The sequence below is a fragment of the Burkholderia sp. AU38729 genome, from assembly GCF_020419725.1.
In the GTDB taxonomy this organism is placed as follows: domain Bacteria; phylum Pseudomonadota; class Gammaproteobacteria; order Burkholderiales; family Burkholderiaceae; genus Burkholderia.
On the sequence record NZ_JAIZQO010000001.1, the window covers coordinates 985509 to 999743 of the forward strand.

Below are 14235 nucleotides of genomic sequence, written 5' to 3' on the forward strand. Positions count from 1 at the left end.
CGTCTTCGCGAGCGGGGCTGAACGCTTGCCCCGCTGCGTCACGGGTTGGCTGCGGCGCCGGCGAGCGCTTTCGCATGCGACTGGAAGCGTCGGTGCTCTTCCGGCGGCACGAGCGAGCCGCCGGTCGCCCAGATGACATGCGTCGACCGGCGCAGATCGATCGCGTGGCGACGCACGTAGTCGCGGCCGGCCGGGGACGCCGTCAGCCAGCCGGGGCCACTGACGGCGGCAGCGGCCGACGGTTCGAGTTCCACGCCCGTCGCGCGCTGAACCGCGAGCAACTGCGCGTAGAGCTGCGCGTCGCTGACTGTGAACACGCCGGACAGCAGCGACGCCATCAGCGGGCTGACGAGGTGCGATGCCTGTGCGACGGCCAGGCCGTCGGCTTCGGTCCGGTTGTCGAGCCCCACGTCGTAGACGGACACGGGCTTGCCGGGGCCGGCGGCCAGCTGGACCAGCATGCACGGCGACGCGACGGGTTCGGCAAAGAAGCAATGCACGTGCTCGCCGAACAGCGCCTTGAGGCCATAAGCGATGCCGCCCGGTGCGCCGCCGACTCCGCACGGGATATGGACGAAGAGCGGATGCGTCGCGTCCACGCGGCGGCCCGCGTCGGCGAGCTGCGCGGCGAGATGCCGGGCGCTGGCCGCGTAGCCGAGGAACAGCATCAGCGAGCCTTCGTCGTCGACGAAGTGGCTGCGCGGCTGATCGCGTGCCTGTGCGCGTCCGGCCGCGACGGCCTGCGCATAGTCGCCGTCATGTTCGATCACGCGAACGCCGCGCTTTCTCAGGCGCGCCTTCTTCCACGGCTTCGCGTCGGTCGACATGTGCACGACCGATTCGAACCCCAGCGCGGCGGCCATCACGCCGATGCTCAGGCCGAGATTGCCGGTGCTGCCGACGATGACGGTGTGCGCGGCAAACCGTTCGCGTGCGGCGGCCGATGCGAGGATCCGCCGGTCGCCCGCGAGATCGAGCAACCCGTGTTCGATCGCGATCGACTCCGCGAGCGCGAGCACTTCATGAAAGCCGCCGCGCGCCTTGATCGAACCGGCGATCGGCAACGCGTCGTCACGCTTGATGAACCAGGCGCCGTGTGTGTCTGCCGGGAGCGCCAGCCTGCGCGGCAGGTCGTCTGCCGGCATCAGCGGCGATTCGATTTTTCCCGCGCTTGCCGCGAGTTCGGGAAACAGCGCGGCCATCAGCGGTTCGCAGCGCGCCAGCCGCGCTTCGGCCATCGCAATGGCGCCGAGCCCCGGCGCGTCGTGCGGCAACGGGCTGCCGGCATGGGGATTCAGCCACAGCAGCGGGTGACGGGATTGCAGTTGAGCTAATAGATCGGCGGGCTGGAGCGTGAGGGTCATGGATCGGTCTTGTGCGACAGGTATGGCCGGAATGCTACGATCCTGGACGCCTGCGCGAAAGCGCCGATTTCTAATGAATCCATTAGCCTGACTGATATCTATGCGACTCGACGGTTCGATCCTGGGTGCGTTGCTCTGCTTTGAAACCGCCGGCCGGTTGCTGAGCTTCACGAAGACGGCCCAGGCGTTCAACCTGACGCAAAGCGCCGTGAGCCAGCAGATCCGGAACCTCGAGGACCGGCTCGGCTATCCGCTGTTCGTGCGCCAGGCGCGCGGACTGAAGCTGACCGAGAAGGGTGCAATCCTGCTCGGGACGATGTCGAGCGCGTTCGTCGACATCAACCGCACGCTTCAGGCGCTCGGCATGCCGGATGCCCCGCTACAGGTCAGCTGCCTGCCGTCGCTCGCGCTGCAGTGGCTGATGCCGCGCCTGTCCGAATTTCACCGGCAACAGCCGAACGTGCCGGTGCGCGTGAAGGCCGAGTTTCAGGTGCTGGATCGCCAGGCCATGGAGACCGACGACATCGATGTCGCGGTGCGCTACGACCCGGTGCAATACGATCGGCTGCATGCCGAGGCCATCCTCGACGAAATCCTGTTTCCGGTCGCCACGCCGGCATATCTGGCGCAGCATCCGGCTTTTGCCCGCGGCGAATCGCTGGATGGCGTCGTCCTGCTGCACGACGCTGCGCCGTGGGGCGGCGCGCCCGAGTTCGTGGAGTGGCGCACGTGGCTCGACGAAGTCCGTCCGGCGTGGACGGCGCATCTTGACGGCCCGCAGTTCAACTTCTCCAGCCTGGCGATCACGGCCGCGCTGAACCATCAAGGTGTCGCGATGGGGCGCGGCGCGCTCGTGCATGACGAGATCGCGAGCGGGCGGCTCGTGGATGTCTTTGGCCGGCACGTGCGTGCGCCGGCGCGCTACGTGCTGTTGTCACGCCATCCCGACGATCCGCGTACCGAGGCGTTTTCGAATTGGCTCAAGGCCGAATGCACGCACTTCGACGCCGCGCGTTCACATCTGCTTTCGAACGGAAGCGGACGCGGGTAGCCGACGCTGTCGGATGGCTGAATCGGAGTGCGAAGGAGTTGGGTGACGACTACAAACGCAAACTCCATTTTCCCGTCCGTCTCCATACGGATGGCTTGCGCGTGGACGGGCGGCCACGCGTTACTTGAGTTGCCAGATGCCCCAGACGGCGATCAACAGGCCAAGGCCGAGTCCGCAGCCGAGCAATACGTAGGTTTCCATGTCATGCCTTTGAAAGCGTGGCAGCGCCGATGCGGGCATCCGCGAGCGAGCAGCCAAGTCGGTGACGTATCGTTCGGCCCGTCGGGCGGGGCGATACGCCGGGTCCGCGAATACTACGCTTCGCAGCTTTCAGAACGCATGCGCGATCGATGGCTTTGCGCCATCTGTCAGTTCTTGCCCGTGTGCGCGTGGTTCATCTGCGTAACGTGCGAGCCACCATGCCGGAACACGCCCGATTTCCAGATCATCTGCGATGCCGCGACGAGCACGAACAGCAGCACGACCATCCGGAAGCGCTTCGGCGACATCTTGTCCCGCAGCGGGCGAACGAGCCACATGCCGGCAATCGCCGGCAGGCTCGCCGCCGCCGAGATCGCGAGGTCGGCGCCGCTTGCATGCGCGGCGCCGCTGAACGTCGTGATCAGCGTGACGATCGACACCACAAGGATGATCGCGATCTGCTTCGTGAAGACGCGCCCGGTCGCGCCGGACGAAATCAGGTAGGTGGCGAGCAGCGGGCCGGGAACCGACGCGATGCTCTCCATCAGCGCCGCACCGCAGCCGAGCGCGAAACCGACGGGCTTCCGCCATGCTTCCGGCAGGTTGAGCTTCGGCGCGGCGAGCATCAGCGCCGCGGCCACGATCAACAGCGCGCCGGACGCCGCCTGCGCATGACCCGGATTGAGCGACAGCAGGATCGCCACGCCGACGATATTGCCGATGACGGTGCCCGCGATCGGCGCGGCGATCTTGCGTGCCGTCGCCAGCAACTGGCCGCCTTCCAGCGCCTGCGGGATGTTGCCGAGGATGATCGGCATCGACAACAGCAGCACCGCATGCCGGATCGGCAGGAACTGGCTGAGTATCGGCATCGCGATCAGCGGCACGCCGATGCCCGTGATCCCCTTGGCCATGCCGCCCAGCAATAGCGCGATGGCGATGCCGGCCAGCTCGAACGCGCTGAGCCCTTGCAGGCTGGAGACCAGCACCCCTTCAGTCAGATTGAAATGCATCATGGAATGGCATGTCGCGGCATATCCGGCAGCGAGCGCTGTCGATGGCGCCCGCGGCGGTCGCGTGTGTCTGGCACGCAGGTGTTCTGGATTGGCTTGAACCGGAGCGATCGCCTGGCGCCGCGCCGTTGTGCGGCCGGGGCCGCAGGCAATCGACAGGCGGTTCGACGGTGCATCTTACCCGAGCATTGCGAAGGGCAGTCGGCACTGGCCGTGGCGCGTCATGGGGCGCGTCGACGTGATCATTTTCGCGGTTCAATATAATTCATGACGGTTTGTCATTTCATGTGCCAGATTCATAACTTCGAACAAGGAGGCGTCGATGACACTGGCCCAGTTGCAGGCACTGGCGGCCGTGGTCGAACTCGGCTCGCTCACGGCTGCGGCCGACCGGTTGAGCCGCAGTCAGTCCGCGATCAGTCATGCATTGACCGAGCTGGAAGACCTCACGGAGGTCAAGCTGCTGTGGCGCGACCGGCAGCCGGTCGTCCTGACGGCGGCGGGCGAACGCCTGTGGCCGTACGTGCAGAACGTGGTGCGGGAAGCGCAGCAGCTGCGCCAGCAGTTCAGCCTGTCGCGCGGCAAGCTCGAAGGGAAGCTGGTGGTCGCGTCGTTGCCGAGCGTGTCGCTGGCGTTCGTCGTGCCCGCGCTCGAGGCGTTGAAGGACATGCACCAGGGCGTGTCGGCGGTGCTGCTCGAAGGCACGGACAGCGAGGTCGAAGGGTGGATCGACGACGGTACGGCCGATATCGGCGTGGTGGCCGGCACGAAGACGTTCGCACACAATCTGCCGCTGCTCGACGAGAATTTTGTCGCGGTGGCGGCCGACGGCATGTTCGCCGGCCGCAAGCGCGTGTCGGCCAAGCAGTTGTCCAAGGCGCCGTTCATCTTCTCGAAGGCAGGCTGCGGGCCGGTGATCGCGGATTACTTCGCGCGCGGCGGGGTGTCGCTACGGGCCGCGTTCAACGTGGTCGAGATGCGCACCATTCTGTCGATGGCCGAGGCCGGCATGGGCGTGTCGATCGTGCCGCGCATCACGCTCACGTACACGCCGTTCGGCGGCCGCGTACTGGAGTTGTCGCCGAGGCTGCATCGCTCGGTGCGGTTGTCGTGGAATACGGCCGGCAACGCGATCGCAGACGAGTTCGTGCGGCTCGTCGACGCGCAACGCGCGAAGGCGGCGAAGGCGGTCGACACGCGCGCGAGAAAGGCCAGGTAACGAGCGGCTTCAGCGATGAACCGCGCTCATGGGCGACTTGAAGTTTATTCAAGCCGATGACAGTCGAGATGCAATACAGTGTTCGAACTCGCCCCTGACCGCTTCGTCCCGAAGGAGATTGCCGTGCCGGCCTTGCCCACCTTGCTTGCTTTCGGACTCGTGTCGCTCGGCATGGTGCTGACGCCCGGGCCGAACATGATCTACCTGGTGTCGCGCTCGATCTGCCAGGGCCGCCGTGCCGGGCTGGTGTCGCTCGGCGGCGTCGCGCTGGGGTTCGTGTTCTACATGGTGTGCGCGGCGCTCGGCATCACCGCGCTGGTGATGGCCGTGCCGTATGCGTACGACGCGCTGCGTTTCGCCGGTGCGCTTTATCTGGCGTACCTGGCTTGGCAGGCGTTGAAGCCGGGCGGTCGCTCGGCATTCCAGGTCAGGCAGTTGCCGCACGACAGCCGGGCCAGGCTGTTCACGATGGGCTTCGTCACGAACCTCGCGAATCCGAAGATCGCGGTGATGTATCTGTCGCTTCTGCCGCAGTTCATTTCGCCGGGGCACGGCAGCGTGCTCGCGCAATCACTGGCGCTCGGCTGCGTGCAGATCGCCGTGAGTGTCAGCGTGAATGCACTGATTGCCTGCATGGCAGGCGGCATCGCGGGCTTTCTGGCGGGGCGGCCGGTCTGGGCGTCGGTCCAGCGCTGGCTGATGGGTACGGTGCTGGCCGGGCTGGCCGTGCGTATCGCACTGGCGTCGCGCTAGCCCGAATGGTTGGCGGTATGCAGGGCCACCGGAGGGCTTTCAAGCGGCATCGCAACGCAAGCGTCCGGCATCGTCAACCCTGGCAGTTGCCCTGCGCTTCGTTGCCGACCCGGACGGGCACGGCTTGTTCACGACGCCGGCTGCGCGTCGCGAGCCAGCACAGGATCGACCCGCCGCATACCATCGATGCACCTTGCCAGAATTCGATCGACAGCGGCGCATGCAGCAGCGTCGCGGCGAGCAGGGCGGCGAGCACCGGCGTGAAGTACGACGCGCCGACGATGACGGTCACGTTGCCGTGCATGATGCCGGTGTTCCAGGCCGCATAGCCGAACCCCAGCGCCGATGCCGCCAGCACGACATAGATGACCGCATGCAGGCTGAACGTCATGCCGCCGCCGCCTTCGATCGCGAACTTGATCCAGAGCGCCAGCGCCACCAGCATGAAGAACGGCGTGACGCCGTTCTTGCCGTCGGCGAGGCGCGCCGTCACCGTGCAATAGCCGGCCCAGATCAGCGCGCCGAAAAACGCGAGGCCGTAGCTCAGCGGATTGTCCGCGACGTTGTGCAGCATGCCGGCCGGGTCGAGTCCCCGGTTGCCGCCGAGCACCCGGCAGATCCCGAGCATCGACAGCAGGACGCCGGGCACGACCAGCAGGTTGGCGCGCTGCTTGTTGAACACGATCGCCGCGACCAGCGTGAAGCTCGGCCACAGATAGTTGACCATCGCGACTTCGATCGCCTGCTGGCCGTTGCTGGCATAACCGATCGACAGCGCCAGGCACAGCTCGTACGCGACGAACAGCAGCCCGCCCCAGAGCAGATACTTTTTCGGGAATTTGCTGAGATCGGGGAAGCCGATCGTCAACAGCAGCAGCGCGGATGCGACCGTATAGATCATCGCGGCGCCGCCGGTCGCGCCGAGGCTTTCGCTCACGCCACGAACGAGGGCGACCACGGAGGCCCACAACAACACCGCGCCGAGCCCGGCGAGCGTGGCCTTGTTCTTGCGCTTCATGCTTCCTGCCTGTTTCAACATGCCAATGCAAATTCGGATGATTCGGCTCCGCCTGCATGCGCCACGCGCGCATTCGGCATGCGGGACGGCCATTGCCGGCGGAAACGCGTAGTTTAACGGGGAGACGGAGATCGAGCAGCGGCGTCGGTGGTGATCCGCCCGGCGCTTGAGGCCGATCATCCGGGAGCATGGGCGTCACGCGGCAACCGGTCACGCGTCGTCGATGCGCCAGGCCGCGCCGATTGCCGACAACGCGCGGCCGATCGAGCCGAGTATCGCGTCCCGTGTCGGCCCGCGCGTCGTGACCAGGAAGAAGCCGTCTTCGTCGGTCGACAGGGCGATCAGCGGCCAGCCGCCGGCGTCGCCGCGGACTTCACGTTGTCGTTGGTCGGAATCGATGTCGACGTCGTGATGCGCTGGCATCAACGCATTCGCGATGGCGTCGAATGCGTCGGCCGGTGGCGTCGTGTGGATGCGGTATTCGAAACTCAACTTCACGGGCCGGTGGGCGAGGCGGGCAGTCTAGCGCGTGCCAAGCCGCAACACGCCCTGACCGCACCGCATCAGGCGCCCGTCGCAACGGGCGCGCGCCCGATCACCGCTCGCGCCGCTTCTTGCTCAGCTCGATCGTCTCGAACAGTTCGTAATCGGCGGTCGGGTGCTGGTCGGCGCCCGGCGCGTGGTAGTAGCGCATCGTGATCGTCGTGTGCCCGCCCGGCTTGCCCGGGTCGTGGTCGAACACGGCAATCCCGTAACCGGTGCCCGTATCGCGGCGCGCGGACCAGATCGCATCCTCGAGCGCATCGGCCGGCGCGCGCACGAACGTATTCGGCGCCGTGCCCGGCACCGGCCGGTTCGGCTTCGTGAACACCTTCGCCCGCGCAAAGCCGGTGGCCGGGTTCTCGCCGTACACGTCGAGCGGCGCGCTGGTGCCGCCGCCACCGAGGATCAGGTGGATCGTGCCGTGGCTCGTGTCGAACGTCGTGCGGTCCGGGTCGTTCGAGCCGACCGGGCGCGGCTGCAGCGTCTCGACGACTTCGCCGGTCGTCGCATCGACACCCGCGCGGTGATTGCAGCCGCGCACCGGGTAGCTGCGCTCGTAGTCGTGATCGTGGCCGCACAGCACGAGGTCGACGCCGTAGCGATCGAACAGCGGCAGCCATGCTTCGCGAATGCCCTTGTCGGAACCGTTGCCCGTCTTCGACGAACTGAGCGCGTCCTGGTGCATCTGCACGACGATCCAGTCGATGTCGTCGTCATGCGCCGCATGACGCAGCGTGTGTTCGAGCCAGCGTGTCTGCTCGCCGTTGCTGTAGCCGCGCACGTAGAACGACGTGCCCGGTTCGATCGGCGGGTGGCCAGTGCTCGCGGCCGGCACGAGCGGCGCGGGGCCGCCGACGAACGCGGCGGCGTCCTGGTACACGACATCGTCCGCATCGAGCGAGACGAACAGCACCGAGCTCACGCGGAAGCTGTACCAGCGGCCCGGGAAGCGCGTGCCGTTCTCCGGCAGCGTATAGCGCGCGAGATACGAGTCGAGCCCCTGCGGGCCGTTGTTGAACTCGATCTCGTGATTGCCCGGGCACGGCATCCACGGACGATTCGCGGCCGACGTCTGGTTGTTGTTGCCGAAATCGCGCCACACCTCGGGCTGGTGCGCGGGGTTCAGGTTCGCGTAGCAGAGGTCGCCGTTCAGCAGGTGGAACAGCGGCTGGAATTGCTCGACGGCCTGCACCGCGAAGCGGCTCTGCGGCGAGGACAGCACCCACGCGCCGTTCGGCGTCGCGAGATCGCCGTAGCTCGTGAAGCGGAACGGTGCGCGGCCGCGCGGCGCGGTCGAGAAATGCGCGGAGAACGGTTGCGCGGCGTTGCTGTCGTTGTCGGCCGTGATCTCGTAGCGGTAGCGCGTATTCGGCTTGAGCCCGTGCACGCGTGCGTGGTACGCGAATACCGTCTCGCCGTTCAGGCCGTCGGTGTACACGCGCTGGACGCCGTGCACGGTGCGCGCCGGCTCGCCGTCGGCGACGATGCGCGCACGCGGATTGACGGCCGACGCGAGCGAGGCCCACGAGATCACGACTTCCGACGTCGGGTCGTTGCCCCACGTGAGGTGCACCTGTTCGGGCGTGCCGTCCGGGTTCGACGCGGCGGCCCTGGCTGCCGCGAGGCCACCGGCGGCGGTGGCGAGGCCGGATACGCCGGCGAGTTTCAGGAAGCCGCGACGCGACACGGACGCGGCCGGCTCGTTCGGCTGGATCGGGGAGTTGTCCTGGTTCGACATGGTCGGTGTTTTCGTGGGTGGAGACGCGAGAGGTGGAACCGCCTGGCCGTGCGCGAGCGCGGCCAGTGCGTGAGCCGGAAACGAGCGGGATCCCGGTGCGAGACATTGTCGAAGGGCAGTTTTGCCGGGTTGTGACAGCAGGGCAACCCCGCGTAAGCGTGGGCTCAGGCCACGAACTCGGGGATCGCGGCATCCGGCCAGCACCGACGCGCGCCAAGTTCGACCGAAATTTATTTGCAGACTCCGCGACGGATTCCGTTCGCCCGCGCCGTTTAACGCATGAACGGCCGCTTCCGGTCGATACCCGCTACTTCGGAGTCTTGCATGAAGCTTTCCATTCCATTGCGGTTCGCAGCGGCATGCGTGGTCGCGCTGGCTGCGTCGGCCGCCTTCGCGCAGGCTGTCATCGTCGCGCCTTACGCGCCGCCGGCGCCTCGCGTCGAAGTGATGCCGGCGCCGCGCGCGGGCTACGTGTGGGACCAGGGCCACTGGCACTGGCGGCAGGGCCGCTACGTGTGGATTCCGGGCCACTGGCAAGTGGTGCGCGTCGGCTATCACTGGGTGCCGGGCCACTGGGCTGCGCGCGGCCCGGCCTGGCGCTGGGTGCCGGGTCACTGGGCCTGATGTGCATGCCGCCGCACGGCACGCGGTGCCGGCGCGGTGGCGCCTTCCCGTAACGTCATGAGGCGCAGCCATGCCTGTTCGAACCGTAGTGATACTCGCGGCCGCAGTTGTCGTGCTGGCCGGCTGTGTCGTGGTGCCGGCGCGTCCGGCCTATTACCGGCCCGCGCCGGTCGTCGTATATTGAGCACGCCGGCCGCCGCGCGCGCAAACGGGCGGCCGGCGCCCGATCGACCCGATCGCCATGCAGCCTGAAACGGATGCCGATGAAACGGACCTTGCCGAGGCCGTGCGCGATGCGCGCGGCAATCCCGAACCGCCACTGGGGCGGGGCCGGGTAATGGCGCGGCGCATGCAAGGAGAGCACGACGATGAGCTTCAGTCTGCCGGCGGGCGCATCAACGATCGCGCCGCGGCACAGACACGCGATGCGCTGGAGCGCCCCGCGTTGAGCGACGGCGATCCGGACGCGTCCCTGGTCGCACGGGTCGGTGCGCGTGACGCGTCGGCCGTGCGCATGCTCGTCGCGCGCAAGCTGCCGCGGCTGCTCGCACTCGCGACGCGCATGCTCGGCGACCGCACGGAAGCCGAGGACGTCGCACAGGAGACGTTCTTGCGGATCTGGAAACAGGCGCCGGGCTGGCGCGAGGGCGAGGCACGGTTCGACACGTGGCTGCATCGCGTCGTGCTGAATCTGTGCTACGACCGCTTGCGCGGCCGCCGCGAGGAACCGGTCGACGTGTTGCCCGACGTGCCCGATCCGCAACCGGAGCCGGCCACGCGCGCGGAGATCCGCTCGCGCGACGCGCGCGTGCGGCAGGCGCTCGCGGCGTTGCCGGCGCGGCAGCGCGAAGCGCTCGTGCTCCAGTACTATCAGGAAATGTCGAACGTGGAGGCGGCCAACCTGATGGGCATTACCGTCGACGCGCTGGAAAGCCTGCTTGCACGTGCGCGGCGAAACTTGCGCGCGCAACTGGCGGGCGACTCACCTAGCGAGGACATCCGATGACACCCGAACGATTTCGTACCATCGTCGCCGCGTACGGCTCGGATGCGCGGCGCTGGCCGGACGGCGAGCGCGCGGCCGCCGAGGCATGGGCGCGCGCGCATCCGGGCGACGCATTGGCCGCGCTGGACGATGCCGCCGAACTCGATGCGTGGCTCGCCAACGATACGGTCGCACCGCCCGCACCGGCGCTCGTCGAGCGCATCGTCGCGACGGCGCCCGCCCCGCGGCGCGCGCGGCGGCGGGGCGCCGTGTGGTGGTCGGGCGCGGCATTCGCGGGCGTGGGTCTGGCCGGCGCGCTCGCGGGTGCGGTGGCCGTGTCGATGCTGATGCTCGGCGGCGTGCCGCCTGCGCATGAGCCGGGCTATCTGACTACGACGTTCGGTGGGCCGAGCGTCGACTGGAGCGATGAATGACTGAACGTGGCTGGAAATTCATCCTCGTCGGCTCGGTCGTGCTGAACGTGTTCATGCTCGGCGCGATCGGCGGCGGTGCGTATCAGTGGTTTTCGACGCATCGCGACCTGCGGGCCGCGGGCGCACCGGCGTCGCACACCGCATTGCGTTTCGCCGCGGACGAATTGCCGGACGCGCGCCAGCAGGAATTCGTTGCGGCGCTGAAGGCGGCGCGCAAGGACGGCCGCGATTTCGCGCGGGAAGGGCGCGACGACCGGATCACCGTGCTGGATCTGCTCGCCGCGCCGCAACTCGATCGCACGGCGATCGACGCGGCGCTCGAGCGCACGCGTGCGGCCGATACGGCGCTGCGTGCGCAGGTCGAGCGCAGCGTCGTCGATTTCGCGGCGACGCTGACGCCGGACGAGCGCGCGAAGTTCGTCGACGGGTTGCGGCGCAGCGGGAACTGGCGGCTGCCGGCGAAGTGGCAGAAGAAGCAGGGCGACGCGGCGAGCAAGTAAGCCAACGCCGCACGGGCAACGTGCGGCGGCGTGCGTTTTCAGGGATGCGCAACGCGTACGCGCGCGAAAGGTTGGTCGGCAATGCTCTCACGCCGGGCTTCGGCGAAGGATCGCAAGCGGCCACCGCGACTTCGCTACGCGGCACGCACGTTCAGCGTGCCAGCATCCACGCGGAGATCGCGTCGACCACACCGCTCTCCAGGCCATTGAAGCCGTGATAGGCAAAGGCTTCGCACGGATCGCCCCGGGACGTGCCGCCCGACACGATCATCAGCTCGGCCTTCGGCGACTGCTCCAGCTTCTTCAGCAGCGTATCCGTTTCGGACACCGGACAATGTTTGCACCCGTCATTCTGGTGGTGAACGATGAGAACCGGAATCGTGAGACTGGCAAGGTTCATGTCCGTGACCGCGGTCCCGCCTCGCTCTTCGCGGAGGATCGTGGACGTCAGTACGAGACCGTCGGGCCCGCCGCCGCCGGCCAGCGCAACCGCAATGGCGGCGGCGGACTGGGTGCCGCGGCTCGTCCCGACCAGCCAGACCGGTACATGGAGTTGCTCCTTCAACCACGCAATCACGGCGCGTGCGTCGTCGGCGTGTTCCTTCGACAGCCGAAAGCCGTTGAGGTAGGGCGCGGATTGCCGGTCGCTCGGTGCATCGATGACCGCGACGGCGATACCGTCATTCACGAACATCTGCCGGGTGCGGACGAGAAAGTTGCCTGCGCCCCATCCGAACCGGCCGGACGGTTCCAGTTGCAGCCCGCCATGTCCGCCGGCATAGAGAATGGCCGCGGCCTTCGGCGCGTCCGGCGCGATGAAGAGAAACCGCTGAGTCACGCCGGGGCGCGTCGGGATGTCGACGACCTTGGGCGGATTCTGCGCATGGGCCGGATAGCCGTGCAGCGTCAGCGCGACGGCAAGCAGCCATGCACGGGTCCAGCGCGAGCGCGCACGCATCGCACCGACGCAACGAAACCGCGCACGCAAGCTGACGGAAAAAGTGGGCATCGTAGTGGTCGCTGGGTCGGGACGGCAAAACGCCGTGACGCGGGGGCGATACCTTCCATTGAGTCTAGGCGGCTTTGCGGGAACGGCAAGCATCCGGGTGGGGCGGCCGGCGAGCCCTCCGGTGAGATCGAGGCCGGTCAGGCAAGTGAAAGCCCGCCAACCGAATGTCGAAACAGGCCCGTCCTTCGCAGGGATGCGGGGTCCCGATACGGCCGCTGAGCGACCCACCGATTCGCTGCATGCGTCAGCCGAATCCGCGACGGGCATTCGAGCGGCAGCACGCACACATTCAAAGCCGCGCGACGCACCGGAAATATTCGTCTTCCCAGCGACGGATTTCCCGCCGGCCAGCGTTAAACACGGGTACGCATCGCGAGAGCCCTGTCATGGACCACCCGAACGACATCACACCGGCCGCCATCGCGCTGAACCGTTTCGGTCTCGGCGCGCGGGCCGACGAAGCGCCGCCGGCGGACCCGAAGGCGGCGCTCGTCGCGCAGTTCGACCGTTACGACGCGCGGCCGGCCGCGTGGGCCGGCGAGCCCGACGCGGTCGCGCTCGCGACACGCTTCGCGAACGCACGCAATGCGATGACGGCCAACGATCCGGCGACGAAGCGCGCAACCGAGCAGTCGATCCGGCGCGACGGCAACGACACGTATCGCAGCGCCGTCGTTGCGCGGATGAATAGTGCGCTGAATACGCCCGCACCGTTCGTCGAGCGCCTCGTGCATTTCTGGGCGAACCATTTCGCGGTATCGGTCGACAAGGGGCCGGTGGCGGCCTACGCGGGCGCGTTCGAACGCGACGCGATCCGCCCGCACGTGCTCGGCCGTTTCGAGGACATGCTGGTCGCCGTCGAACAGCATCCGGCGATGCAGCTTTTCCTCGACCAGGCGCGCTCGGTCGGCCCCGACAGCCCGGCCGCGCTGCGTGCCGAGGCACGCAATCCGTCGGCCAAACGCGGGCTCAACGAGAATCTCGCGCGCGAAATCATGGAACTGCATACGCTCGGCGTACGCACGGGATACACGCAGGCCGACGTGACGGAATTCGCGCGTGCGCTGACCGGCTGGAGCATCGCCGGCGGGCGCGGCCCGCAGCCCGGCGATGCGGCGCCCGGCGCGTTCGTGTTTCGCCCGAAACTGCACGAGCCCGGCGTGCGTACCGTGATGGGCCGCAGCTACGACCAGCCCGGCGAAGCGCAGGCGCGCGCGATCCTGCACGACCTCGCGCATTCGGAGGCGACCGGCCGGCATATCGCGTTCCAGCTGGCCCGTCATTTCGTCGCCGACCATCCGCCGCCGGCGCTGACCGACCGGCTGGCGCGTGCGTTCGACGCGAGCGGCGGCGATTTGCCGAGCGTCTATCGCGCGCTCGTCGATTCGACGGATGCATGGTCGCCGGTCAACCGCAAGTTCAAGACGCCGTGGGAGTGGGCCGTGTCGTCGCTGCGCGGGCTCGGCTGGCGCGACACGGGCGACCTGAAGGCCGCGCCGCTGCTCGCGCAGCTCGGCCAGCCGGTGTGGCGGCCCGGCTCGCCGGCCGGTTACGACGATGTGGCCGCGAGCTGGGCCGCGCCCGACGCGCTCGTGCGTCGTGTCGAGCTCGCGCAGCGGCTGGCCGCGCGCACGGGCGACCGGCTCGATCCGCGCACGCTCGGCAACACGCTGCTCGCCGGTTCGTTGAGCACGCCGACGGCGGCCGCGCTGTCGCGCGCCGAAAGCGCGACCACGTCGCTCGCGCTGTTGCTCGTCTCACCCGATTTCCAACGGAGATGACC

The 14235-nt window shown here is 68.0% G+C and carries 14 protein-coding genes; 8 read left to right on the forward strand and 6 right to left on the reverse strand.

Annotated elements, in window-relative coordinates; all coding sequences use genetic code 11:
* Window positions 1-38: 38 nt before the first annotated feature.
* The gene (locus LGM56_RS04295; RefSeq protein WP_413226751.1) at window positions 39-1397 is read right to left on the reverse strand and encodes a D-serine ammonia-lyase; all 1359 of its coding nucleotides are present in this window, start codon (window positions 1395-1397) and stop codon (window positions 39-41) included.
* Window positions 1398-1458: 61 nt separating this feature from the next.
* Between LGM56_RS04295 and LGM56_RS04300 the strand changes: the two genes are divergently transcribed.
* On the forward strand, window positions 1459-2415 hold the full coding sequence (locus LGM56_RS04300; RefSeq protein ID WP_226203247.1) for a LysR substrate-binding domain-containing protein: 957 nt from the start codon (window positions 1459-1461) through the stop codon (window positions 2413-2415).
* Window positions 2416-2783: 368 nt separating this feature from the next.
* Here the strand turns inward: LGM56_RS04300 and LGM56_RS04305 are convergent, their stop codons facing one another.
* Window positions 2784-3632 (reverse strand): sulfite exporter TauE/SafE family protein, encoded by an 849-nt coding sequence (locus LGM56_RS04305; protein ID WP_226203018.1) that lies wholly within the window; start codon window positions 3630-3632, stop codon window positions 2784-2786.
* 319 nt (window positions 3633-3951) lie between these two features.
* Here LGM56_RS04305 and LGM56_RS04310 point away from each other — a divergent pair, with 319 nt between their 5' ends.
* Together LGM56_RS04310 and LGM56_RS04315 are read left to right on the forward strand one after the other, a co-directional pair.
* Window positions 3952-4848, forward strand: a complete 897-nt coding sequence (locus LGM56_RS04310) for a LysR family transcriptional regulator (protein ID WP_226203019.1) — start codon at window positions 3952-3954, stop codon at window positions 4846-4848.
* A 123-nt stretch (window positions 4849-4971) separates the two neighbouring features.
* On the forward strand, window positions 4972-5601 hold the full coding sequence (locus tag LGM56_RS04315) for a LysE family translocator (RefSeq protein WP_226203249.1): 630 nt from the start codon (window positions 4972-4974) through the stop codon (window positions 5599-5601).
* Window positions 5602-5674: 73 nt separating this feature from the next.
* Here the strand turns inward: LGM56_RS04315 and yddG are convergent, their stop codons facing one another.
* From yddG to LGM56_RS04330, 3 genes are all read right to left on the reverse strand, one after another.
* The gene (gene yddG, locus LGM56_RS04320; protein ID WP_226203020.1) at window positions 5675-6619 is read right to left on the reverse strand and encodes an aromatic amino acid DMT transporter YddG; all 945 of its coding nucleotides are present in this window, start codon (window positions 6617-6619) and stop codon (window positions 5675-5677) included.
* Window positions 6620-6829: 210 nt separating this feature from the next.
* Complete coding sequence (locus LGM56_RS04325; protein WP_226203021.1) at window positions 6830-7117, reverse strand: hypothetical protein; 288 nt, start codon at window positions 7115-7117, stop codon at window positions 6830-6832.
* A gap of 97 nt (window positions 7118-7214) precedes the next feature.
* Window positions 7215-8900 (reverse strand): purple acid phosphatase family protein, encoded by a 1686-nt coding sequence (locus LGM56_RS04330; RefSeq protein WP_089442329.1) that lies wholly within the window; start codon window positions 8898-8900, stop codon window positions 7215-7217.
* A 324-nt stretch (window positions 8901-9224) separates the two neighbouring features.
* Between LGM56_RS04330 and LGM56_RS04335 the strand changes: the two genes are divergently transcribed.
* The 4 genes from LGM56_RS04335 to LGM56_RS04350 all read left to right on the forward strand — a co-directional run bounded on the left by LGM56_RS04335 (window position 9225) and on the right by LGM56_RS04350 (window position 11443).
* Window positions 9225-9524, forward strand: a complete 300-nt coding sequence (locus LGM56_RS04335) for a YXWGXW repeat-containing protein (RefSeq protein WP_226203022.1) — start codon at window positions 9225-9227, stop codon at window positions 9522-9524.
* A gap of 241 nt (window positions 9525-9765) precedes the next feature.
* On the forward strand, window positions 9766-10530 hold the full coding sequence (locus LGM56_RS04340; protein WP_226203023.1) for an RNA polymerase sigma factor: 765 nt from the start codon (window positions 9766-9768) through the stop codon (window positions 10528-10530).
* Entirely contained in the window at window positions 10527-10943 is a 417-nt protein-coding gene (locus LGM56_RS04345; RefSeq protein WP_226203025.1) for a hypothetical protein, read from the forward strand. The genes LGM56_RS04340 and LGM56_RS04345 overlap by 4 nt, the downstream gene beginning before the upstream one ends.
* Entirely contained in the window at window positions 10940-11443 is a 504-nt protein-coding gene (locus LGM56_RS04350) for a periplasmic heavy metal sensor (RefSeq protein WP_226203027.1), read from the forward strand. Before LGM56_RS04345 ends, LGM56_RS04350 begins: the two co-directional genes overlap by 4 nt.
* A gap of 151 nt (window positions 11444-11594) precedes the next feature.
* Here LGM56_RS04350 and LGM56_RS04355 read toward each other — a convergent pair whose 3' ends face one another.
* The gene (locus LGM56_RS04355; RefSeq protein ID WP_226203029.1) at window positions 11595-12452 is read right to left on the reverse strand and encodes an alpha/beta hydrolase; all 858 of its coding nucleotides are present in this window, start codon (window positions 12450-12452) and stop codon (window positions 11595-11597) included.
* Between the two features lie 386 nt (window positions 12453-12838).
* On the opposite strand from LGM56_RS04355, the gene LGM56_RS04360 reads away from it, so the two are divergent.
* A complete protein-coding gene (locus tag LGM56_RS04360) occupies window positions 12839-14233 on the forward strand; it encodes a DUF1800 domain-containing protein (RefSeq protein ID WP_226203031.1) in 1395 nt (464 codons plus the stop codon).
* Window positions 14234-14235: the final 2 nt, after the last annotated feature.